Raw genomic sequence first — 22,907 nt, 5'->3', positions numbered from 1 at the left:
TCGTGGTTACTTAGACTGCTACTAAGCTGTGTAGATACCTATGCCCCCGATAGGGCCGAAGGCCCGCTTCAACCGGAGGCGCTGACCTCTTTAGGCAAACGCTGATCAATCACCTGATACAACGCACTGCCCTGCGGCCAATTACGCATGAACCGCGCACGATCCTTGGCATACGCCCCAGCGAAGCTAGCAGCGGAGTGGTGCTGGCGCATGGCGTCAAGGTCGATCATCGCCCAGCGGCCTTCGCTCCAGAACAGGTTGTGGCCTTTGAAGTCTCCATGGCTGATGCGCTCGCGGATCAACTCGGCGAACAACCGGTCCAGCGCCAGCAGCTCATCTTCAGGCGCATCGCCGTTTTCAACATAGGGCGCAAAACGCTCGATAATGTCGGGTCCAGGCAGGTATTCAGTGACCAGATACGCACGGCTGCGCAACCAGAAAAAGCGTTTCTCCAACACCGCCAGCGGCTTGGGCGTGGCGATGCCTAGGAATGCCAGGCGATTGCCTTCGCGCCAGGAATGCCAGGCACGGCTGGGGCGCCAGAAGCGTTTGAGCCAGTGGGCGAAACCCTTGATGTTGTAGCGTTTGATCACCAGGGGCCGGCCGGCCACTTCGACCTTGGCCACGCTCGCCGCGCCACCGGTCTTGTACAGATAGCCCTGGTCGAGCAGCGCATCGGCCTGCTCCAGCACGGGCAGCATGGCGGCCTCTTCTTCACGCCGAATCGCGCGCAGGCCGAAGGCACCGCGCACCACGCTGAACAGCGTGCAGTCGCGACCGACCTTGTTCAGATAGTCCTTCATGCGCCAGGCGCTGACTTTGCGCACCTGCTTTTCGAGCGCTTCCAGGGGCAAGGCATGTTCGCCGTTTGCCAGCAGGTAGTACACCAGCAATTCTTCGGTAAACGGCTCGAGGTTTTTCGGCAACTGGGCAAAGAACACCCCGAGGTTTTCCAGCACTCGATTGCGCGACAGCGGCTTGCCCGCCTCTTCGACACGGATTCCGGCACCATCGATCAAATACAGTTTGCCGTCCTGGCGCAGTAAGTTGTCCAGGTGCAGGTCTTCCTGCCACAACCCTTGGGCATGCATCTGCGCAATCGCGCCGAGCGCTTCGGCGAGCACAGCGGTTTGTTCATCGGCCAAGGGCGGCAAGCCTTCGACAGCGAGCCAGGCGTCGGCCAGGCTTTGGGCGCCTTCGAGAAACTCGAACAGCAGCCAGCCCCCCTCGCCTTCCTGCAAACCGTCGGCGAGCAACAGCGGTGTGGTCAAGCCTTGCTCGGCCAACAGCCGCACACCGCTGAGTTCACGTTGAAAATGCCGCGCCGCCTTGCTGCCCACCAACAACTTGGCCAGCACCGGGCGACCGCGCCACACGGCAGCGCCGACGTAGCGCTGCCCCGGCAATACCCGCAACAGGCTGAGCAGTTGCAGTTGCCCCGGACCTGCCGCATCCGCAAGATCAAGGGTCAGCGGCAGGTGGGGTGTACGACCGGCATTTTTCAGCTCGGACAAACGCATCAGCGGTTCTCCTTGTGGCTGCGGCGAGCCGTCAGACGCTGGTGCCAGGTAGACACCAATGCACTCTCTTCGGGCTGCTCAAGGTAAGCCGCCAACAGCTGTCGCACCTGGGCGTCGGTCCACTGCGGTGCACGGCGCAGCAGCGGTTCCAGGTCCTTGACCCGGTCACGCCAGCCGAACAACAGCGGACGGGTCTTTTCCAGGTCGATCAGTTGCGCGGCATAGCTGTCGCCACGGCCCTGCAGGAAAATATGCTTGGGATAAAAGCAGCCGTGCACCTGGCCCACGCTGTGCAAATGCCGCGCAAGCTTGCCGCAGGCCAGCAGGATCGCGTGCTGCTGGGCGTCGCTCAGTTGCGTCCATTGCTCCAGCAACGAGTCCAGGTCGTTCCAGCCGTCCAGGGCACGGGTGAGCAGCATCGCACGGCGCTCGCCTGCAACCTTGCGCTCGCCAAAAAAGGCTGCCTGCAAGGCCGGGATACCCAGCTTTCGGTACAGGCTGATATTGCGAAACTCGCGGGCAAAACTCGGTTCGCCAAACGGCCGGTGCAAGGTGCGCGTCAGGTAGTTGCTCTGGCGCTTGAGGTAGTAACCCTGACCTTCAAGCTCCAGGCGATACACGCTGCTCCAGCCGTCGCCGCTGGTGTTCGGCTCGTCCACCGCATCCAGTTGCCGGGCCCACAGCGCGTCGAAGCTAGCCAGGCCGTTGCGCTCAAGCAAAGCGCGGTCTTCGGCCGCCAGGAAGTCACTCATTCACGTCCCTCGAAAAACTTCACCACATGGCGAATTCGTTGTTTGTCCGACGTCTTCAGGTGCGTGCGTTGGCGGTATTGCATGTAGAAACGCAGGCGCTGGGTGGCCGACAGATGATACTTGGCGACCTTGTCCAGGCAGGCCAGGTCTTTGGTAATGCGGTACTTGAGCCAGAAACCGCGCCAGAAATCGCCGTTGGGGCAGTCGATCAGGTACAGGGTGCGCTGGTCGTCGACCAGCAGGTTGCGCCACTTCAAGTCGTTATGAGTAAAGCGGTGATCGTGCATGGTGCGCGTGTATTCGGCGAGCTGGCGGCTGATCGCATCGACCCACATGGGGTCTTTGAGGCGCGGATCGTTGCGCTCTGCCAACGCCGACAGGTCTTCGGTCTTGGGCAGCTCACGGGTGATCATCGCGCCACGGTCGTAGGCCAATCCGCTACGTTGCAGGCCCCAGGCGATGACCTCGGCGGTGGGAATGCCCCACTTGGCAAAGCGCTTGAGGTTCTGCCACTCGGACTTGACCCGCGGCTTGCCCAGGTAGCGGCGCAGGCCTTTGCCAGCCCCGACATAGCGTTTGACGTAATAATTGACCCCGCCGCGCTCCACCCGAATCACTTCCGACAGTGGGTCGCGGGTCAGGCGCTCACCTTGCAGGGCAAACACCGCTTCCAGGCTTCCGAAGTCGTCCGCGAGAGCGGCGTAGGCAGGTTCCAGATTCCAACCCGCCATCAGAGCGCATCCCCGTAGCGCTGCTTGCGCGCATAGAGCTTGGCGGCCATGCGTTCCAGTTCGCGCAACAGCGCGGTTTGCTCGGCGAGGATCTGGCGCAACGGCTGCTGAAAGTAATGCTTGAGAAAGCGCAGCTTGTCGCGCTGGGTCAGGCCGATTTCCAGGGCAGAGTAATACAGCCCGGCCAGGTCTTTGTTGCGCCAGCGCACAGGGATCGTCGCACGCACCTGGGCGCGGTGCAGGTCGATCACCGACAGCTTGAGGGTATCGACCGCAATGGGCCGGTCGGTGTGCAGCAGGAAGTGGCAGAGGTAGCAATCGCGATGATTGACGCCGCCCCGGTGCATCGCCCCGACGGTGTTCGCCAACTCGACGGTCAAGGCGTGCTTGATCGCCGGCACCGGCGGCTGCTTGACCCAATCGAGGGTCAGGTCTTCCAGGCTGATGATCGGTGCCAGCTCTTGCGTGATGATGAACGAATGCTGGTCGGCCGGGTTGCTGCCTTTTTCGCCAAAGGCCACCGCCGTCATGGTCGGCACGCCCAGTTCCTGCAAGCGCTGGATCGCCAGCCACTCCTGGCCTGCGCCCAGCACCGGCAATTTGGCGGTGACCAGGTTCTTGAGGATTTCGCCCCAGCCGATGCCACGGTGGATCTTCACGAAATAGGGTTGGCCCTGCACCACCGTACGCAACGTACGGCGAGCGGCCAGCTCGCGGAACACCTGGCCTTGCAGCTTCTCGACCTCGGCGAACGCATCGCGTCCGGCCCAGAGGGTGTTGAAGGGTTCGGCTAGAATCAACTTCATCGGTTTGGCTCCGCCAGAATCAGGTCCGCAGCGTACTGCGGCATGCTAAACAGGTCGGCCGTCTCGGCGAAGGCCAGACCATTGCGACTCCAGGTCGCGCGCGCGTGTGGATCTTCGAGCATATCCACCAAGTACTGGTTGAGCTGGGCCTGTTCGAACGGTTCGTCCAACACTCGGCCGCTCTGGGCCTTGTCGATGTAGAACGCGTAGCCGCAGACCCGGCTCACCAGTACCGGGAGGCCGGCGACCACCGCTTCGACCAGCACCATGCCGGCCGCCTCGTTGTAGGCAGGGTGAATCAACAGGTCCGCCCCGAGCAGGAAGCGTGGGATATCGTTGCGGCCCTTGAAGAACTGCACCTGGTCGCCCAGGCCCAGCGTGGCGCTCTGCAATTGGAAGACTTTGGGGTCGTCCTGGCCGATTACAAACAGGCGGGTGCGTTTTTTCAGTTTGGACGGCAATGCGGCGACGGCCTTGAGGCTGCGGTCGACGCCCTTGGTCTTGAAACCCGAACCGATCTGCACCAGCAGCAAATCATCCTCGGCCAGGCCGAACTCACGGCGAAACTCAGCGCGGATGTCGGCGGCGTTCGGCGGCGCGCGCCGGTCACGGGCGATGCCCGGCGGCAGCAGGTGGAACCGCTCGGGCTGGGTGCCGTAATACTGGCTGAACAGTTGCTGTTGATGCTCGGACAGCACCATGATCTGGGTCTTGGCGTTCTTGTCGAACACCGCACGCTCGTATTCGGCAAAGTGCTTGTAGCGCCCGAACCAGCGGTACATCGGGTTGCGCAGCGTCTGGGCCTTGTCTTCGAACACGCCGTCGGCGGCGAAGTACAGGTCGAGCCCCGGCATCTTGTTGAAGCCCACCACTCGGTCCACCGGGCGCCTGGCCAGGTCGGCCTGGATCCAGGCGTAGAGCTTTTCGTTGCGGCGATGGTTGACCAGCGCCTTGACCGGCGCCACCAGCACTTCGAAGCCGGGCGGGATATCGCCCTCCCAGATCAGCGTATAGACACGAATCTGATGGCCGCGCTGCTGGCATTCCAGGGCGATGCGCATGAAGTCACGCTGCAGCCCACCGAAGGGAAAGTATTTGTACAGTACGAAAGCCAGTTGCATCAGTGCTGCTCCTCAGCCAGTAACAACGCGCTCAGTCGGCTTGCTACGCGCTCAGGATTCAGGCGCGTGAAGCACAGGGGCGACTCGCGCGTGATGTCGAACCGCCGCAGGTCATCGGCGGTGGGTTGGTAGGTGCAGTGCTTTTGCAGGCACGGCGCACACGGCCAGTCGCTGGCCAAGTGGACCTGGCCTTTGCCGTAGGCGCCGGTGAGGCCCGGGTTGGTCGGCCCGAACAGCGAAATGGTCGGCACATCCAGCGCCGCCGCCAAGTGGCCGAGGCCGGTGTCCACCGCCACACAGGCGCGCGCACCAGCCAATACACGGGCCACGCCCGCCAGGTTCAGTTTTGGCAGCACTTCGGCGTTGGGCAAGCCCTGGGCCAGGCGCTCGGCGCGGGCTTTTTCGGCGGCGTTGCCCCACGGCAACTTCACGTCCACGCCCAGGCGGGCCATGCGTTCGGCCAGTTCGCGCCAGTAGGCTTCGGGCCAGTGCTTGGTGTCCCAGGTGGTGCCGTGCAGCAGCAGCACGAAGGGTTTCTTCGGCGGCAGGCCAAGCAGTTTCTCGACGCTCAAGCCGTAGTCGCCCAGGCCCTTGGGCAGGTCATAGCCCAGCGCCACGGCAAACAGTTGGCGCAACCGCTCCACCGCATGTTGCCCACGGGCCACGGCCAGGCGGCGGGAATAAAAGCGCGCCGCCAGGGGTTCGCGGGCCGAGGTTTTATCGAAGCCGGCCACCGGCGCCCGCACGTAGCGGGTCAGCCAGGCACTTTTCAGCAGGCCCTGGGCATCGATCACCAGGTCATACTTGGTCGACTGCACGGCCTGTTTGAAACGCCGCCATTCGCCGCTCTTGATGGTTTGCCAGAGGTTCTTGCGCCAGCGACGAATCGCCACCGGGATCACCTTGTCCACCGCCGGGTGCCAGGTCGGAATTTCGGCAAAGCCTTCTTCCACCACCCAATCGAAACGGATGCCGGGGATCGCCCGCGCCGCGTCGGTGAGTGCCGGCAAGGCGTGGATCACGTCGCCCAGGGATGAGGTCTTGATTACCAGTACCCGCAACTCAGTGAACCTCGACCACGTCGCCCTGCAACCGCTGCAAGGCATCGGTTACCGGCTGCGGCAGCAATTGGCGCAGGCAGTTGTAGTGGCCGAAACGGCAGGTGCGCTCAAAACAGGGGCTGCAATCCAGGCCCAGGCGCACCACTTCGACCTGGTCGGCCAAGGGTGGCGTGAACCCTGGGGACGTCGAGCCGTACACCGCCACCAACGGGCGATTCAGCGCAGCGGCGACGTGCATCAGGCCGGAGTCGTTGGACACCACCGCGTCGGCGCATGACAGCAAGTCGATGGCTTCGGCCAGGGACGTCTCGCCACTGAGGTTCACCGCCTCTTCGCGCAGGCCCGGAATCAGGCGCTGGCGAATATCCTCACCCACCGAATGATCGTTTTTCGAGCCAAACAGCCACACCTGCCAGCCTTCGCGGATCTTGGTCTCGGCGACCTTGGCGTAGTGTTCCGACGGCCAGCGCTTGGACTCGCCGAACTCGGCGCCCGGGCACAAGGCCAATACCGGGCGGTCCAGCGCCAGGCCGAACTTGGCCAGCGCCGCATCACGGGTCAGCGGGTCGATCTGCAAGCTGGGGCGCGGATACGGCGTGGGCAGCTCGGCGCCGGGTTCGTAGGCCAGGGCCATGAAACGCTCGATCATCAACGGGTAGCGCGCTTTGTCCAGGGTGCGTACATCGTTAAGCAGCACATAGCGAAACTCGCCGCGCCAGCCGGTACGCTTGGGAATGCCGGCAAAAAACGGCACCAGCGCCGACTTCAGCGAGTTGGGCAACAGGATCGCCTGGTCGTACTGGCCGGCCATGGCTTTGCCGATGCGCCGGCGGGTCGCCAATTCCAGCGCGCCATGGCCGAGCGGAAAGCTCAAGGCCTTGCGCACCTGAGGCATGCGCTCAAGTATCGGCCGGCTCCACTCAGGGGCAAGCACGTCGATCTGGCAGTCCGGATAGCGCAGCCGCAGGCACTGGAACAGTGTCTGTGCCATCACCATGTCACCGACCCAACTGGGCCCAACGATCAGAATATTCATGTAGTTTCCACAAACGATGCGGGGAGGCTTATGCCTCCCCGCCCTAATAGTGTTTCAGCTCAAACCGAGCGCCTGCCAGATTCGCATCACCTGGCGCCGCTCGTCTGCAAATTGGTCCCCGGCCACCGTGCCCGCCTCGTTCTGCAAGGCTTGGCGGTGCGCGGCGGAGCGGTACGCCTTATACACCTCCCGCAACAAATGGGCATCGGCGGCAGGCATCAGCCCGACCTGCTCCAGGCCTTCCAGAATGCGGATATTGTCGGTGTAGCGCAGCAACGATGGATGTTGCGCAGACCACGCCAAAGCGGCGTATTGCACCATAAATTCAATATCGACGATACCTCCGGCGTCCTGCTTGAGGTCGAACAGCGCCGTGGCTTCGAAGGCATTGGCGCCCATACCGGCCGCTGTGCTCCTGGTCCCCAGGTTGTCACGCATCTTGGCGCGCATCTCGCTGACCTCCTGGCGCAGCTTCGCCAAGTCCCGTTCACGCCCCAATACCTTGGCGCGGACCTGCTCGAACGCCTGGCCCACATCCTGGCTGCCGACTAATACCCGCGCGCGAATCAGCGCCTGATGCTCCCAGGTCCAGGCTTCATTTTGTTGATAGCGGTCGAACGCGCCCAGTGAACTCACCAGCAACCCGGACGCACCTGAAGGCCGCAGGCGCATGTCCACCTCATACAGTTGGCCGGAGTTGGTCTGGGTGGTCAGCAAGTGAATGATGCGCTGGCCCAGGCGCGTGAAGAACTGCGCACCGTCGATCGGCTTGGCACCGTCAGTCTCGGCCTGCGGGTCGCCGTCGTGGATAAACACCAGGTCCAGGTCCGAACCATGCCCCAATTCGATACCGCCGACTTTCCCATAACCGACAATGATGAACCCAGGATCGCACAGGCTGCCGTCCAGCCGTTGCGGCGAGCCGTGACGGGCAACGGTCTGGCGCCAGGCCAGGGCCAGCACCTGTTCGAGGATGGCTTCGGCCAGCCAGGTGAGGTAGTCGCTGACCTTCATCAATGGCAGGCTGCCGGCGATTTCCGACGCGGCCACCCGCAGGCGGTGCGCCAGCTTGAAATGGCGCAGGGCTTCCATCTGCTGCTCGAGGTCGTCTTCAGGGATACGCGTGAGGCGCTCGCGCAATTCGGCGGCCAGCTCCGGCGCCAACGGCGGCTTGAACAGGCGCCCTTCGTTGAGCAGCTCATCGAGCAACAGCGGGAAACGCGTGATCTGCTCGGCGATCCACGGGCTCGCGGCGCACAGCGTCAGCAGACGGCGCAGGGCGTCGGGGTTTTCAGTGAGCAGCACCAGGTAAGCGGAACGCCGGGCGACCGCCTCGACCAGCGGCAGTACGCGCTCCAATACCAGGTCCGGGTTGGCGTGTTCGACCGCCTGGGCCAGCAAGCGCGGAATAAACGCATCCAGCCGCTCGCGACCGAGGCGCTGCATGGCGCGCAGCTGCGGACTGCCGCGCAAGCCAGCCAGGGCCTTGAGGGCCTTGGGCGCATCGCTGAAGCCGCCTTCGCTCAACTGGCGGCAGGCGGCGGCGTCATCCTGGGATTCTTCCCACAGCGGCAACCATTCCCCGCCGACGACAAGTTCGCTTTCTTCGCCCTCTTCTTCATCAGGGTCGGCAATCACCTGGCGGAAGTGCCAGTCCACCCGTCCACGCCAATACATCAGGCGTTCGTGGAACGCGGCCCAGTCGGCAAAACCGAGCATGAAGGCGATACGCGCCTGGTCTTCCGGGCTGTCCGGGAGCATTTGGGTCTGGCGGTCGGCGATCGCCTGGATCGCGTGTTCGGTGTAGCGCAAAAACTCGTAGCCATTGCGCAACTCACTGATCACGGCGGCCGGCAAGTAACCCTGGCCCTCCAGGGTGCCCAGCACATTCAATAGCGGACGTTGCTGCAGGCTGAGATCGCGGCCACCGTGGATCAGCTGGAACGCCTGGGCGATAAATTCCACCTCACGAATACCGCCCGAACCCAGCTTGATATTCTCGGCCATGCCCTTGCGCCTTACTTCCTGCTGGATCAGTTGCTTCATGGTGCGCAGCGCTTCGATGGCCGAAAAGTCCAGGTAACGGCGATAGACGAACGGGCGCAGCATGTCGAGCAACTGCGCGCCGGCCAGTTGGTCACCGGCGACGACGCGGGCCTTGATCATGGCGTAACGCTCCCAATCACGGCCCTGGTCCTGGTAGTACTGCTCCAGCGCGTTGAAGCTCAGTACCAGCGCGCCGGCCGAACCGTAGGGACGCAGGCGCATGTCGACGCGGAACACGAAACCGTCGACCGTCATCGGGTCGAGGGCCTTGATCAATTTCTGACCAAGTCGAATGAAAAACTCCTGGTTATCCAGGGAGCGCTTGACCCCCACCGTTTCGCCGCCTTCGGGGTAGGCGAAGATCAGGTCGATATCCGACGACAGGTTCAGCTCCACCGCCCCGAGCTTGCCCATGCCAAGGATGACCATGTGCTGCGCCTCGCCGCTGCGCCGCCCGGTTGGCGTGCCGAATTGCACGCAATGGCGTTGGTACAGCCATTGGTAGGCCTGGTCGATGCAGGCGTCGGCCATGTCGGAGAGGTCGCGGCAGGTTTGCACCAAATCCGCCTGGCGGGTCAGGTCGCGCCAGATGATGCGCACCTGCTGGCGCGTACGCTGGCGGCGCAGCACACGGCCGAGTTCGTCTTCTGTTTCGGCCTGTTGCACGGCTCCGGCAATCTGCCCGCACAACTCACCCGGCGCAAACCCTCGGTCGAGCTCGCCCCAGGCCACCAACTCAAGCAACATCAAAGGGTCACGCACGCTCTGTTCAATGACAAAATCACTGGCAGCGCACACCCGCGCAAAGTCGGCCCACCGTTGCGGCGTCCAGCCAGAAAGGCCATGATCGTCATCCAGCGCGGCCACCGCGTCACGAAATGACTGCTCGGCCCGGCTGGCGTAAGGCAAGAGAATGGCCGGAAGTTCGGCCAACGTTGGAAGGCTCATGGTCTATCCTTGATCGGCGTGTAAATGGCGTGTAGTTGTGAACGCAGGAGCCATGCTCGATGAAGGACTGTCGAACAAAAGTTAGAAATAGCTGAAATTAAATCAATCTTGGCAGGCAACATCAAACTTTCACCTTTTCTTGTTCGCAATAGACCAACAATAACGATTATGCTCACCAGCCAGACCGAGCCATACGCTCAGTCTTGTGTAGTTTTACTACTCGTATATACATTCGAAAGGCTGAAATGGCCGACGATTTGTAGTAAAACTACAGGACGCCGAAGCAACCTTCGGCCATCCAAGAATTTATGTCGTCTGCCCACAAGGCCAGTCGCAAACTTCAGGCAACCGATTCTGGTAGCCTTTCCGCCCTGGAGCAAGCCATGCAAGACCTCGATCCCGTCGAAACCCAGGAATGGCTGGACGCCCTGGAATCGGTTCTCGACAAAGAAGGCGAAGACCGTGCTCACTACCTGATGACCCGTATGGGCGAACTCGCGACCCGCAGCGGCTCGCAATTGCCTTACGCCATCACCACGCCATACCGCAACACCATCCCCGTTACCCACGAAGCACGCATGCCTGGCGACCTGTTCATGGAACGCCGCATTCGCTCGCTGGTACGCTGGAACGCCATGGCGATGGTAATGCGCACGAATTTGAAGGATTCGGACCTGGGCGGTCACATCTCCAGCTTCGCCTCCAGCGCAACCCTGTATGACATCGGCTTCAACTACTTCTTCCAGGCCCCGACCGACGAACACGGCGGCGACCTGATCTACTTCCAGGGCCACACCTCGCCAGGCGTCTACGCCCGTGCGTTCATGGAAGGCCGCATTACCGAAGAACAAATGAACAACTTCCGCCAGGAAGTCGACGGTCAGGGCCTGTCGTCCTACCCGCACCCTTGGCTGATGCCTGATTTCTGGCAGTTCCCGACGGTATCCATGGGCCTGGGCCCGATCCAGGCGATCTACCAGGCACGCTTCATGAAGTACCTGGAAGCCCGTGGCTTCATTCCCGAAGGCAAGCAGAAAGTCTGGTGCTTCCTGGGCGACGGCGAGTGCGACGAGCCGGAATCCCTGGGCGCCATCTCCCTGGCCGGCCGCGAGAAGCTGGACAACCTGATCTTCGTCATCAACTGCAACCTGCAGCGCCTCGACGGCCCGGTTCGCGGCAACGGCAAGATCATCCAGGAACTCGAAGGCGTGTTCCGCGGTGCGCATTGGAACGTGACCAAAGTCATCTGGGGCCGTTTCTGGGACCCGCTGCTGGCCAAGGACGTCGACGGTATCCTGCAACGTCGCATGGACGAAGTCATCGACGGCGAGTACCAGAACTACAAAGCAAAAGACGGCGCGTTCGTGCGTGAACACTTCTTCAACACGCCTGAACTCAAGGCGATGGTTGCTGATCTGTCCGACGACGAGATCTGGAAGCTCAACCGTGGCGGCCACGACCCGTACAAGGTCTACGCGGCGTACCACGAAGCGGTCAACCACAAAGAGCAACCGACCGTCATCCTGGCCAAGACCATCAAGGGTTATGGCACCGGTGCCGGCGAAGCGAAGAACACCGCGCACAACACCAAGAAAGTCGACGTTGACAGCCTGAAGCTGTTCCGCGACCGCTTCGACATCCCGGTCAAGGACGAAGAGCTGGAGAACCTGCCGTTCTTCAAGCCTGAGCCGAACAGCGCCGAAGCCCGCTACCTCAGCGAGCGTCGCACTGCACTGGGCGGTTTCGTGCCGCAACGCCGCGCCAAGAGCATGAGCATCCCGACGCCGCCACTCGATACCCTCAAGGCTATCCTGGACGGCTCGGGCGACCGCGAAATCTCCACCACCATGGCCTTCGTGCGGATTCTCGCGCAGCTGGTCAAGGACAAGGAAATCGGCTCGCGTATCGTGCCGATCATCCCGGACGAAGCCCGTACCTTCGGTATGGAAGGCATGTTCCGTCAGTTGGGCATCTACTCCTCCGTCGGCCAGCTCTACGAGCCAGTCGATAAAGACCAGGTGATGTTCTACAAGGAAGACAAGAAGGGCCAGATCCTCGAAGAAGGCATCAACGAAGCGGGCGCCATGAGCTCCTTCATCGCTGCCGGTACTTCGTACTCCAGCCACAACCAGCCGATGCTGCCGTTCTACATCTTCTACTCGATGTTCGGCTTCCAGCGCATTGGCGACCTGGCTTGGGCCGCAGGCGACAGCCGTACCCGTGGCTTCCTGATCGGCGGTACCGCCGGCCGTACCACGCTCAACGGCGAAGGCCTGCAACACGAAGACGGTCACAGCCACATCCTGGCTGCCACCATCCCGAACTGCCGCACCTTTGATCCAACCTACGGCTATGAGCTGGCGGTGATCATCCAGGACGGCATGAAGAAGATGACCGAAGAGCAGCAGGACGTTTTCTACTACATCACAGTGATGAACGAGTCCTACCAGCAGCCAGCCATGCCGGCCGGTGTCGAGGAAGGCATCATCAAGGGCATGTACCTGCTCGAAGAAGACACCAAGGAAGCGGCGCACCACGTACAGCTGATGGGCTCCGGCACCATCCTGCGCGAAGTGCGTGAAGCGGCGAAGATCCTGCGTGACGAGTTCAACGTCGGCGCCGACGTGTGGAGCGTTACCAGCTTCAACGAACTGCGTCGCGACGGCCTGGCCGTGGAACGCAGCAACCGCCTGCACCCGGGTCAGAAGCCTGCACTGAGCTATGTCGAAGAGTGCCTGGCCGGCCGTAAGGGTCCAGTCATCGCCTCTACCGACTACATGAAACTGTTTGCTGAACAAATTCGCCAGTGGGTCCCGTCCAAGGAATTCAAAGTCCTGGGCACCGACGGTTTCGGCCGCAGTGACAGCCGCAAGAAGCTGCGTCACTTCTTCGAAGTCGACCGTCACTTCGTGGTGTTGGCAGCCCTGGAAGCCTTGGCTGACCGTGGTGAGATCGAACCCAAGGTGGTGGCTGACGCCATCGTCAAGTTCGGGATCAACCCGGAAAAACGCAACCCACTGGACTGCTGAGGAGATTTTTTGTGAGCGAACTCATTCGCGTACCTGACATCGGCAGCGGTGAAGGTGAAGTAATCGAGCTGTTTGTGAAGGTTGGCGACACCGTCGAAGCCGACCAGAGCATCCTGACCCTGGAGTCGGACAAGGCGAGCATGGAAATCCCTGCTCCCAAGGCCGGCGTGGTCAAAAGCCTGAAAGTGAAGCTGGGCGACCGCCTGAAAGAAGGCGACGAACTGCTGGAGCTGGAAATCGAAGGTGCCGCTGATGCGGCCCCTGCGGCGGCTCCTGCTGCCGCTGCTGCACCTGCACCGGCTGCTGAAAAGCCTGCTGCTGCCGAGGCTGCTCCAGCCCCGGCCGCCGCACCTGCCGCCGCCACCGTCCAGGACATCCATGTTCCGGACATCGGCTCGTCGGGCAAGGCCAAGATCATCGAGCTGCTGGTCAAGGTCGGCGACACCGTCGAAGCCGACCAGTCGCTGATCACCCTGGAGTCCGACAAGGCCTCCATGGAGATCCCATCGCCGGCTGCCGGCGTGGTGGAAAGCATTGCGGTCAAGCTGGAAGACGAAGTCGGCACTGGCGATTTCATTCTCAAGCTGAAAGTACAGGGCGCTGCGCCTGCTGCTCCGGCACCGGCTGCCGCTCCGGCTGCGGCCAAGGCTGAAGCTGCTCCGGCCGCTGCCGCGCCTGCGCCTGCTGCCAAAGCCGAAGCTGCACCGGCTCCTGCTGCCGCCGCACCCGCGCCAAGCGGTGCCAAGGTTCATGCCGGCCCTGCCGTGCGTCAGCTGGCCCGTGAGTTTGGTGTCGAGCTGGGCGCCGTCGCGGCCAGCGGCCCTCACGGCCGTGTACTGAAGGAAGACGTGCAGGCCTACGTCAAGGCCATGATGCAGAAAGCCAAGGAAGCGCCAGCTGCCGGCGGCGCTACCGGTGGCTCGGGCATTCCGCCGATCCGCACCGTGGATTTCAGCCGTTTCGGCGAAATCGAAGAAGTGCCGATGACCCGCCTGATGCAAATCGGCGCGGCAGGTCTGCACGCGAGCTGGCTGAACATCCCGCACGTGACTCAGTTCGACCAGGCCGATATCACCGACCTGGAAGCTTTCCGCGTTGCGCAGAAAGCCGTGGCCGAGAAGGCCGGCGTGAAACTGACCGTGTTGCCTCTGCTGCTCAAGGCCTGTGCGCATCTGCTCAAGGAACTGCCGGACTTCAACAGCTCGCTGGCGCCAAGCGGCAAGGCGATCATTCGCAAGAAGTACGTGCACATCGGCTTTGCGGTAGACACGCCTGACGGCCTGCTGGTACCGGTCATCAAGAACGTCGACCAGAAGAGCCTGCTGCAACTGGCTGCCGAGGCTGCTGCGTTGGCCGCCAAGGCCCGCGACAAGAAGCTCACCCCGGACGACATGCAGGGCGCGTGCTTCACCATCTCCAGCCTCGGGCACATTGGCGGTACTGGCTTTACGCCAATCGTCAACGCGCCGGAAGTGGCGATCCTGGGTGTGTCCAAGGCAACTATCCAGCCAGTCTGGGACGGTAAAGCGTTCCAGCCCAAGCTGATGCTGCCACTGTCGCTGTCCTACGATCACCGCGTGATCAACGGCGCGGCGGCGGCACGCTTCACCCAGCGCCTGAGCCAGCTGCTGAACGACATCCGCACCATCCTGCTGTAAGCCGCAGCGGCCTCCCCTGAGCGGGAGGCCTTTGCCGCACCGATTTCCGAGCGCCACGCTCGTACCTCAACCCCGCCACTTGGCGGGGCTTTTTTTGCCCGTTTGTTGTATACATAGGACAGGCTTGTACACCTTCCGTCACTTCGACTGCAGAAACGCCCTGCGTGGCCGATAACAGGGTTATAGCACTTAGCCTTCATCCTCTCTTGTCAGTGCGTGCCGCATGATGCAACCTTGCCGCAGGCAACAGTAAAGAGGGCGTGAGCCCGGCGCCGTGCGCATTTTTCCAAGCGAGTTTCCCCCATGAAAAGCCAACCCGATGTCGCCCGAACGGCGGCCGAGGTAGTGACGCAATTACCGGTGCCTTCGCGCCTCGGTATGCTGCGTTTCGAGCGGCTTAATGAGGCAAGCTGGGCGCTGCTCTACCTCGACCCCAATTGCGAACGCCAATTCGGCCTGCCGGCCGTCGAGCTCTGTGCCCTCATCGGCACGCCGTACGCCAGCCTGATGGAGCCCCAGGCACGCTATCAACTGCACGACGCGATCCAGCAGCAACTGACCCTCAGCCCCCACTACCTGGTGCGCTACACCCTGCACACCAACGATGGCCCGCTGAGCCTGCTGGAAATGGGTGAGGCCTACAAACAACACAATCGCCACCTGCTGCGCGGCTACCTGATGGTGGTTGATGGCCTGTTCAGCGAAATTCCCGCCACGGTGCCGACCGCCGACCTGGAAAACCAGAACAGCCGCCTGCAAATCGCCCTGGAACTCAACCAGCGCGCGCAACAGGAACAACTGCAGCACCTGGAGCGGGTACGCGCCCAGCAGGAGTTGATCCTGCTCCTGGCCCGCCAACGCTACACCACACCCAATTCGCTGCAAGAAGCCGCCGAACTGATCACCCGCAGCGCCTGCGACATCTACCAGATCGATTGCGCCAGCATCTGGAACCTGGAAGGCCAGCGCCTGGTGCCGATTTCGGCTTATCACCGCGCCGATCAGCAATACCATTTGCCCGAAGCGATTGACGCCAGTTGCTTCCCCGATTACCTCGAAGCCTTGCACAGCAGCCGCGCGATCGATGCCACCAATGCCCTGCGCGACCCGCGTACGCGGGAAATGGCCGAAAGCCTGTTCGCCAAGGATATCCACGCCATGCTCGACGCGAGCATCCGGGTGGATGGCCAGGTCGTCGGCGTGCTGTGCCTGGAGCAAAGCGGCAGTTCGCGTGCCTGGCAGTCCGATGAAATCGCCTTTGCCGGCGAGTTGGCGGACCAGTTCGCCCAGGTCATCAACAACCACAACCGCCGCACCGCCACCAGCGCCCTGCACCTGTTCCAGCGTGCCGTGGAACAAAGTGCCAACGCCTTTCTGCTGGTCAATTGCGACGGCGTGGTGGAGTACGTCAACCCAAGTTTTACCGCGATCACCCAATACAGCGCCGAAGAGGTGCACGGCCACCGCCTGGCGCAGTTGCCGGCCCTGGAGAACCTCAGCGAGTTGCTGTTCGATGCGCCGTCGAGCCTGGCCAAGAGCAACAGCTGGCAAGGTGAATTCAAAAGCCGACGCAAAAACCTCGAACCCTACTGGGGCCAGCTGTCGATTTCCAAGGTGTACGGCGACAACCGTGAGTTGACCCACTACATCGGCATCTACGAAGACATCACCCAGACCAAGCTGGCGCAACAGCGCATCGAACGCCTGGCCTACACCGACAACCTGACCAACCTGGGCAACCGCCCGGCCTTCATCCGCAACCTCGACGAGCGCTTTGCCCGCGACAGCGACAGCCCGATCAGCCTGCTTTTGGTGGACATCGACAACTTCAAGCGCATCAACGACAGCCTCGGGCACCAGACCGGGGACAAGCTGCTGATCAGCCTGGCCCGTCGTCTACGCAACAGCCTGAGCAGCGGCGGCAGCCTGGCGCGCTTTGCCAGTAACGAGTTTGCGGTGTTGCTGGACGATGCCGACCTGGAGACCGGCCAGCAGGTCGCCAGCCAGTTGCTGGCCACCCTCGACAAGCCGATGTTCGTCGACAACCAATTGATCAGCGTGACCGGCTCCGTAGGCCTGGCCTGCGCACCGCTGCACGGCCGCGACCCGCAGACCCTGATGCGCAACGCCGGTTTGGCCCTGCACAAGGCCAAGGCTAACGGCAAACACCAGGTGCAGGTGTTTACCGAAGCCCTGAATGCCGAAGCGAGCTACAAACTGTTCGTGGAAAACAACCTGCGCCGCGCCCTGACCCAGAACGAGCTTGATGTGTTCTACCAGCCCAAGCTGTGCCTGCGCAGTGGCCGCCTGTTGGGTATGGAAGCGTTGTTGCGCTGGAACCATCCGGAAAAGGGCATGATCCGCCCCGACCAGTTCATCAGCGTGGCCGAAGAGACCGGCTTGATCATCCCCATCGGCAAATGGATTGCGCGCCAGGCGTGCCGCATGAGCCGGCAGTTGACGGCGGCGGGCCTGGGTAATCTGCAGGTAGCGATCAATCTGTCGCCCAAACAGTTTTCCGACCCGGACCTGGTGGCCTCGATCGCCACGATTCTCAAGGAAGAACAGCTGCCGGCCAATCTCCTGGAGCTGGAGCTGACCGAAGGCCTGCTGCTGGAAGCTACCGAAGACACGCGCCTGCAACTGGACCAACTGAAGAGCTTTGGCCTGACCCTGGCCATGGACGACTTCGGCACCGGTTATTCGTCGCTGAGCTACTTGAAAAAATTCCCCATCGACATCATTAAGATCGACCGGAGCTTTATCCACGAAATCCCGGATAACCAGGACGACATGGAAATCACCTCGGCGGTCATCGCCATGGCCCACAACCTCAAGCTCAAGGTGGTGGCCGAAGGCATCGAGACCGCCGCGCAATTGGCGTTCCTGCGCCGGCATCGGTGCGACGTGGGCCAGGGCTACCTGTTCGACCGGCCAATCCCCGGCGCAGAGCTGCTGGAGAAGCTTAAACGCTACCCACGCGGGCCAATCGCCTGACAGCGCTGTAACACTCGGGCACACTGGCTGTCTGACAATTTACTGCTAATCAACCTGACGAGAGGACTGATCATGGTCTTGCGCTCGGAAATTCTGGTGAACAAAAACGTGCTGCCTACTCAAGAACAAGCTCTGCCTGGCCGTGAAACCCCGATGAACCTGCCGGAGACGCATTTCGTCAACGGCAACCCGCTGCTGGGCCCGTTTACCGACGACGTCGGTTTTGCGATCTTCGGCCTCGGCTGCTTCTGGGGCGCAGAGCGCAAGTTCTGGCAGCGCGACGGCGTGGTCAGCACCGTGGTCGGCTACGCCGGCGGCTTCACGCCGAACCCGACCTACGAAGAAGTCTGCTCAGGCCTGACCGGCCACAGCGAGGTGGTGCTGGTGGTGTATGACCAGGCCAAAGTGAAATACGAAGACTTGCTGAAGATGTTCTGGGAACTGCACAACCCGACCCAGGGCATGCGCCAGGGCAACGATATCGGCAGCCAATACCGCTCGGTGATCTATGCCACCACGCCGGAGCAGTTGGCGGCAGCCAAAGCCAGTGCCGAGGCTTATCAGCAAGAGCTGACCAAGGCCGGCCTGGGCGAGATCACCACCGAAATCGACGAAGCACCGACGGTTTACTTCGCCGAGGCGTATCACCAGCAGTACCTGGCGAAGAATCCCCAGGGTTATTGCGGCATCGGCGGCACCGGCGTGACCTGCCCAATCTAAAGCACAACACAAAACAAAATGTGGGAGGGGGCTTGCCCCCGATTGCGGTGTATCAGTGACAAATGTACTGACTGACACTCCGCTATCGGGGGCAAGCCCCCTCCCACACTGGTTTTGGGTTTGGCTTGAGATAAAGCTATTCAGCGATGAGCCAATCCAACCCACACAATTCCTCTTCCGGACAGACCCGCCCGATCTGAAGAACGACACAAAACAAAATGTGGGAGGGGGCTTGCCCCCGATGCGGTGTATCAGTGACAAATGTACTGACTGACACCCCGCTATCGGGAGCAAGCCCCCTCCCACACTGGTTTTGTGTTTGGCTTGAGATAAAGCTATTCAGCGATGAGCCAATCCAACCCACGCAATTCCTCTTCCGGACAGACCCGCCCGATCTGAAGAACGACACAAAACAAAATGTGGGAGGGGGCTTGCCCCCGATGCGGTGTATCAGTGACAAATGTACTGACTGACACCCCGCTATCGGGAGCAAGCCCCCTCCCACACTGGTTTTGTGTTTGGCTTGAGATAAAGCTATTCAGCGATGAGCCAATCCAACCCACGCAATTCCTCTTCCGGACAGACCCGCCCGATCTGAAGAACGACACAAAACAAAATGTGGGAGGGGGCTTGCCCCCGATGCGGTGTATCAGTGACAAATGTACTGACTGACACCCCGCTATCGGGAGCAAGCCCCCTCCCACATTGGGTCCTGTGTTTGGCTTGAAATAGGCTATTCAGCGATGAGCCAATCCATCTGCCAGCCGCCCTGGGTCTGGCCCAGTTGCCTGGACAGCCACGGCAGCAATTCACGCAGCTCCTCTTCCAGGCCCCACGGCGGGTTGGCAATTGCCAGGCCTGAGCCGGTCAGGGTGTTGGGCGTGTCCAGCGGATGCACCAGCAGCTCTACGCGCAACAGTTTCGGCGCACCGGTGCCGGCCAGGTCCTGGTAGAAGCGGCGCAACATGCGCGGGTCTTTCACCGGGTACCAGATTGCCGCGACCGTCTGGCGCATGCGGCTGACGGCTTCCTTGAGGGACGCCGCGCAACGCTGCATTTCATCGAGCTTTTCAAACGGTGGGTCGATCAGCATCAGCGCGCGTTTTTCCGGCACCGGCAACAGGGCGCGCGGCACGTGCCAGCCTTCGCCAAGGTGCACCTTGACCCGACGATCACCCTTCATGTTGTCCTTGAGTAAGAGGCCGTCTTCCGGGTGCTTTTCGTTGAGCAGTACGCGGTCCTGAGGGCGCGTCAGGCGCCGCGCCAGCTCCGGCGAGCCTGGGTAGTAGCGCAACTGGCCATCCGGATTCATCTCGTGGAGCACGCGCATGTAATCGGCCGTGAGCGGCGGCAGGTCGCTTGCGCCCCACAGGCGGGCGATGCCTTCCAGGTATTCACCGGTGCGGTTGGCCTGGTCACCCTGCAGGTCGTACAGGCCGATGCCGGCGTGGGTATCGAGGTAGGCGAACGGCTGCTCCTTGCGCGACATCAAGGCGATGAGGCGGGTCAAGGTCAGGTGTTTGAAGACATCGGCGTGGTTGCCGGCGTGAAAGGCGTGACGATAATTCATGGTTGCTCCTGCGCAGGAGGCGAAGTTTACCTTCTACCGGGGCAAAGGTGCAGGGCCGCATGGCGGCTGGTGTTTTTGTTAACTCAACTGCGTAGCGAGGTAATCGGCCAGCGCTGCATGGTTGATCCCCGGCCTGCGCGCGAGCCAGGTGAGCTTGTGCCGCAACGTGCTCGGCGTGAAGGCGGCATACAGATCGGGACGCTGCTCTTGCAGCCATTGCAACAGGTTGCCGACCAGTACCTGCGGGGACTGCTCAGCCAGATGCTCGAGCAATGGCGCAGGCACTCGCCACCAGGGCCAGGGCTTGGCAGGGGTGATCGGGTCAGTCGCCACCGTCAGCGGCTGACCATTGATCAAATAACGCCCAAACACCGGCAAGACCTTCCCCGCCTCGTCACCCAATTGCTGCCACATCGGCTGAAACTGAGCGCCATCCCAGAAGCGTAGAAACACCGCCTGGTCATTGGGCATAAACACCTTGGTCATGCTTTGCAGATGGGCGATCACGGTGTCCAGCGCGCTGGAGGATACCGCCAACCAACCCCAATCGGTGGCGTGCGCGGTGGCGACCCACTCCAGAAACGCGCTGCCCGGCTCGACAATGCCCACGTAAGGCATCACCTCGTCCCAATGGGCGTAGGCCGTACCCGCCCAGATCGCTTGCGGCAGCGGCCCTGCCGTCAAATTTTGCCAGGCGACGAGCGGTTTGGCGGCGCTGGCATTGCCCAGCACGGCAAAGATGCGCTCATCGCCGCGCAAGGGAAACTGTGCCAACCAGGTGCCAGGATCCATGAGTGCCTGCATCAGGAAGCCCTCCGCGCATGATCGGTGATATCGCACTGCCCGCCCCGACAACGCTCGCACTCTTCGCAAAACGGCGCGCTGCGTTTCAGGCTGGCGATTTGCACAGGGCTCAGGGGGAGCGGGATAACCGCCAGTACCGTCTCCTTCAAACCGGGCGTCAACGGCGCCTCCGCAGGTGCTGGCGCCCCGCCGAGCTGGATTGGCACACTGCTGAAAATCCCGCCCGCCGAAATCGTGATTGACTGCCCTCCCGCCTGAATCGTAACGCTGGCTCCCGCATCGATGACGATGCTCTGCCCGGCGCCAATTTGGATGGTCCTGCCAGCTCGCATCTGCTGCGAGCCGCCGACCATCAAGTGATCATCCTGCTTGAGCTCGGTCAGGCGGTTGCCATGGGTAATGCGCTGCTCTTCGCCGTGCAACTCATGGTGCGACTCGCCGCCGACCTTCACCCGACGCCTGTTATCAACCTGCACCTGCTGGTCGTGCAATACGTGCTGGGTCCAATCACGCTGGGCACGCAGGTAGATTTCTTCGGCGCCCTTGCGGTCTTCGATGCGCAGCTCGCTGTAGCCGCCACCGCCGGGCGTGCTCTGGCTGCGAAAGATGCTGCGGGTCTTGTCCGCCGGCAGATCGAGGGGCACCGATGTCACGGCATTGGGCAGGCAGCCCATCACCAGCGGCATATCCGGGTCGCCATTGATGAAGCCCACCAGCACTTCCATGCCGACCCTGGGAATCAGCACCGTGCCATAACGGTCATGGGCCCAACCACTGGCGACTCGCAGCCAGCAGCTGGACTGATCGGTCCGCTCGCCAGCGCGGTCCCAGGCCATTTGCACCTTCACCCGGCCGTATTCATCGCAGTGAATTTCACTGTCGACGGGCCCGGTAACCACCGCGCTCTGATAGCCGGACACACTTGGGCGGGGTATTTCAGGCAAAGGGGGGCGAAACATGACATCCCATGGAGCGGCAATGAATGTGTTGCGATAACCCTGACGAAAATCTCCGCCGGCGAGGTCTGTGACAGCCTCCTCCAACACCTGGGGTTGCATACCTTCATGACTCACCTGCGTCACCAACCACAACCCATTCCAGTCCTCACGCGGATGCCCACTCAGTCTGAGGAAGCGGCCGCTGACCAATCCAGGCTCATCACCCGAGCCATGCGCCAGCCGATAGTCACTGCGATGGCGCTCCAGCCCACGCTGTGCGAGGTATTTACCATGGGGACGCTCGCTGAAATGGCCGGGGAAGAATTGCTGCTCAAGAGTGGGAAGTTGCTCGCCGGTAGCTGCACTTTCCAGCTCAAGGCGCGGTTTACGAAAATCGTAATCGCGCAGGTTCACCGATGTGGTGCGCGTTTCCAGCTGCACGGCAAACCGCTTGATCGCCGGGGTCTGCGCGACCATTCCGGAACCGGGCATATACGGGGTTGGCTGCTGCGCCTGGGCGAACACGGTCTGGTCATCGCCAAACACCAGCAGGTGCTGTTCGGCCGAATGTTGGAAGTGATAGTGAATGCCCTGCTCGGCACACAGGCGCTGAACGAATGCCAGGTCGGTTTCAGCAAACTGCACGCAATACTCGCGTTCGGGGTAAGTACCGCTCAGGCGAAACTCGAATTGATCGCTCTGGATGCCCTGCCCCGTCAACACCAGCGCCACAATCTGCGGCACCGTCTTGTGCTGGAAGATACGTTGGTGGCTGCTGTGTTTCAGGTAGGCCAAGTGCGGCACAAGGCTGAACTGATAGCGCGTAAGGCGCCGCCCGGAATCACCCTGCGCTACCCGGTAAACCAGGCCATGCACACCATGGCCCTGATCATCGAAACCGAGGTACGCCGGGTGATGCAGCAGGTTCTCAAGGTCCAGGTCGGGCTGCTCGCAGACCAACTCAAGGTCAAAACGATAGGGCTGGCTGAGCGCTTCGTTACCCTTGAAGCTGTAGACCCTGAGGTCACTGGCAACCCCATCCAGGGTCAGGGTAAACGCGGTTTGATTGGCAGGAGCGAACATCCGGTGTTTCTCTGCAAAAAAATAGGCGACCGATTCTGCACCACTGTTGCTCCCTGCTGAGCAGGCCCGAGGAAAATCAGTAAAACC

At 61.9% G+C, this 22,907-nt stretch carries 15 protein-coding genes; 4 read left to right on the top strand and 11 right to left on the bottom strand.

Annotated features, from left to right (window positions below; all coding sequences use genetic code 11):
• Positions 1-68: 68 nt before the first annotated feature.
• The 8 genes from C4J90_RS02430 to glnE are packed head-to-tail and all read right to left on the bottom strand — an operon-like array spanning position 69 to position 10,021.
• Positions 69-1,520: a lipopolysaccharide kinase InaA family protein gene (locus C4J90_RS02430; protein ID WP_124419136.1), complete on the bottom strand. Its 1,452-nt coding sequence runs from the start codon at positions 1,518-1,520 to the stop codon at positions 69-71.
• Entirely contained in the window at positions 1,520-2,272 is a 753-nt protein-coding gene (locus tag C4J90_RS02425) for a lipopolysaccharide kinase InaA family protein (RefSeq protein ID WP_124360974.1), read from the bottom strand. The genes C4J90_RS02430 and C4J90_RS02425 overlap by 1 nt, the downstream gene beginning before the upstream one ends.
• Positions 2,269-3,003, bottom strand: coding sequence for a lipopolysaccharide kinase InaA family protein (locus C4J90_RS02420; protein ID WP_124419135.1), 735 nt, complete (start codon positions 3,001-3,003; stop codon positions 2,269-2,271). The genes C4J90_RS02425 and C4J90_RS02420 overlap by 4 nt, the downstream gene beginning before the upstream one ends.
• Positions 3,003-3,809: a lipopolysaccharide core heptose(I) kinase RfaP gene (gene rfaP, locus C4J90_RS02415; protein WP_124413657.1), complete on the bottom strand. Its 807-nt coding sequence runs from the start codon at positions 3,807-3,809 to the stop codon at positions 3,003-3,005. The genes C4J90_RS02420 and rfaP overlap by 1 nt, the downstream gene beginning before the upstream one ends.
• Positions 3,806-4,930, bottom strand: a complete 1,125-nt coding sequence (locus C4J90_RS02410) for a glycosyltransferase family 4 protein (protein WP_124360971.1) — start codon at positions 4,928-4,930, stop codon at positions 3,806-3,808. The genes rfaP and C4J90_RS02410 overlap by 4 nt, the downstream gene beginning before the upstream one ends.
• On the bottom strand, positions 4,930-5,991 hold the full coding sequence (waaC, locus tag C4J90_RS02405; protein WP_124360970.1) for a lipopolysaccharide heptosyltransferase I: 1,062 nt from the start codon (positions 5,989-5,991) through the stop codon (positions 4,930-4,932). The genes C4J90_RS02410 and waaC overlap by 1 nt, the downstream gene beginning before the upstream one ends.
• A 1-nt stretch (position 5,992) precedes the next feature.
• On the bottom strand, positions 5,993-7,027 hold the full coding sequence (gene waaF / locus C4J90_RS02400) for a lipopolysaccharide heptosyltransferase II (protein WP_124402858.1): 1,035 nt from the start codon (positions 7,025-7,027) through the stop codon (positions 5,993-5,995).
• A 54-nt stretch (positions 7,028-7,081) separates the two neighbouring features.
• Positions 7,082-10,021 carry a bifunctional [glutamate--ammonia ligase]-adenylyl-L-tyrosine phosphorylase/[glutamate--ammonia-ligase] adenylyltransferase gene (gene glnE / locus C4J90_RS02395; RefSeq protein ID WP_124419134.1) on the bottom strand — a complete coding sequence of 980 codons (2,940 nt, stop codon included), beginning with the start codon at positions 10,019-10,021 and terminating at the stop codon, positions 7,082-7,084.
• 383 nt (positions 10,022-10,404) lie between these two features.
• Between glnE and aceE the strand changes: the two genes are divergently transcribed.
• The 4 genes from aceE (at position 10,405) to msrA (ending at position 18,425) form a co-directional block, all read left to right on the top strand.
• Positions 10,405-13,050: a pyruvate dehydrogenase (acetyl-transferring), homodimeric type gene (gene aceE / locus C4J90_RS02390; RefSeq protein WP_124365578.1), complete on the top strand. Its 2,646-nt coding sequence runs from the start codon at positions 10,405-10,407 to the stop codon at positions 13,048-13,050.
• Between the two features lie 11 nt (positions 13,051-13,061).
• Positions 13,062-14,708: a dihydrolipoyllysine-residue acetyltransferase gene (gene aceF, locus C4J90_RS02385; RefSeq protein ID WP_124419133.1), complete on the top strand. Its 1,647-nt coding sequence runs from the start codon at positions 13,062-13,064 to the stop codon at positions 14,706-14,708.
• 303 nt (positions 14,709-15,011) lie between these two features.
• Complete coding sequence (locus C4J90_RS02380; RefSeq protein WP_124413654.1) at positions 15,012-17,705, top strand: bifunctional diguanylate cyclase/phosphodiesterase; 2,694 nt, start codon at positions 15,012-15,014, stop codon at positions 17,703-17,705.
• A 72-nt stretch (positions 17,706-17,777) separates the two neighbouring features.
• On the top strand, positions 17,778-18,425 hold the full coding sequence (gene msrA, locus C4J90_RS02375; RefSeq protein WP_124360964.1) for a peptide-methionine (S)-S-oxide reductase MsrA: 648 nt from the start codon (positions 17,778-17,780) through the stop codon (positions 18,423-18,425).
• A gap of 733 nt (positions 18,426-19,158) precedes the next feature.
• Here the strand turns inward: msrA and C4J90_RS02370 are convergent.
• The 3 genes from C4J90_RS02370 to C4J90_RS02360 form a co-directional block, all read right to left on the bottom strand.
• Complete coding sequence (locus tag C4J90_RS02370) at positions 19,159-19,995, bottom strand: 23S rRNA (adenine(2030)-N(6))-methyltransferase RlmJ (RefSeq protein ID WP_124419132.1); 837 nt, start codon at positions 19,993-19,995, stop codon at positions 19,159-19,161.
• A gap of 78 nt (positions 19,996-20,073) precedes the next feature.
• Positions 20,074-20,799, bottom strand: coding sequence for a DUF4123 domain-containing protein (locus C4J90_RS02365; RefSeq protein WP_124419131.1), 726 nt, complete (start codon positions 20,797-20,799; stop codon positions 20,074-20,076).
• Entirely contained in the window at positions 20,799-22,820 is a 2,022-nt protein-coding gene (locus C4J90_RS02360) for a type VI secretion system tip protein VgrG (protein ID WP_124419130.1), read from the bottom strand. Before C4J90_RS02360 ends, C4J90_RS02365 begins: the two co-directional genes overlap by 1 nt.
• Between the last annotated feature and the right edge of the window lie 87 nt (positions 22,821-22,907).

Origin of the sequence: Pseudomonas sp. R2-60-08W (genome assembly GCF_003852335.1) — a bacterium.
In the GTDB taxonomy this organism is placed as follows: domain Bacteria; phylum Pseudomonadota; class Gammaproteobacteria; order Pseudomonadales; family Pseudomonadaceae; genus Aquipseudomonas.
The sequence above is the reverse complement of the archived record's forward strand: the minus strand, read 5'-3'. Positions and strand labels throughout refer to the sequence as shown.

Excerpts from the sequence above, each read along its gene's own strand:
- glnE (WP_124419134.1), bottom strand. The coding sequence starts at position 10,021 with ATGAGCCTTCCAACGTTGGCCGAACTTCCGGCCATTCTCTTGCCTTAC.
- msrA (WP_124360964.1), top strand. The coding sequence starts at position 17,778 with ATGGTCTTGCGCTCGGAAATTCTGGTGAACAAAAACGTGCTGCCTACT.
- rfaP (WP_124413657.1), bottom strand. The coding sequence starts at position 3,809 with ATGAAGTTGATTCTAGCCGAACCCTTCAACACCCTCTGGGCCGGACGC.
- C4J90_RS02420 (WP_124419135.1), bottom strand. The coding sequence starts at position 3,003 with ATGGCGGGTTGGAATCTGGAACCTGCCTACGCCGCTCTCGCGGACGAC.
- C4J90_RS02425 (WP_124360974.1), bottom strand. The coding sequence starts at position 2,272 with ATGAGTGACTTCCTGGCGGCCGAAGACCGCGCTTTGCTTGAGCGCAAC.
- C4J90_RS02410 (WP_124360971.1), bottom strand. The coding sequence starts at position 4,930 with ATGCAACTGGCTTTCGTACTGTACAAATACTTTCCCTTCGGTGGGCTG.
- C4J90_RS02365 (WP_124419131.1), bottom strand. The coding sequence starts at position 20,799 with ATGCAGGCACTCATGGATCCTGGCACCTGGTTGGCACAGTTTCCCTTG.
- C4J90_RS02370 (WP_124419132.1), bottom strand. The coding sequence starts at position 19,995 with ATGAATTATCGTCACGCCTTTCACGCCGGCAACCACGCCGATGTCTTC.
- C4J90_RS02380 (WP_124413654.1), top strand. The coding sequence starts at position 15,012 with ATGAAAAGCCAACCCGATGTCGCCCGAACGGCGGCCGAGGTAGTGACG.
- aceE (WP_124365578.1), top strand. The coding sequence starts at position 10,405 with ATGCAAGACCTCGATCCCGTCGAAACCCAGGAATGGCTGGACGCCCTG.
- waaF (WP_124402858.1), bottom strand. The coding sequence starts at position 7,027 with ATGAATATTCTGATCGTTGGGCCCAGTTGGGTCGGTGACATGGTGATG.
- C4J90_RS02430 (WP_124419136.1), bottom strand. The coding sequence starts at position 1,520 with ATGCGTTTGTCCGAGCTGAAAAATGCCGGTCGTACACCCCACCTGCCG.
- C4J90_RS02360 (WP_124419130.1), bottom strand. The coding sequence starts at position 22,820 with ATGTTCGCTCCTGCCAATCAAACCGCGTTTACCCTGACCCTGGATGGG.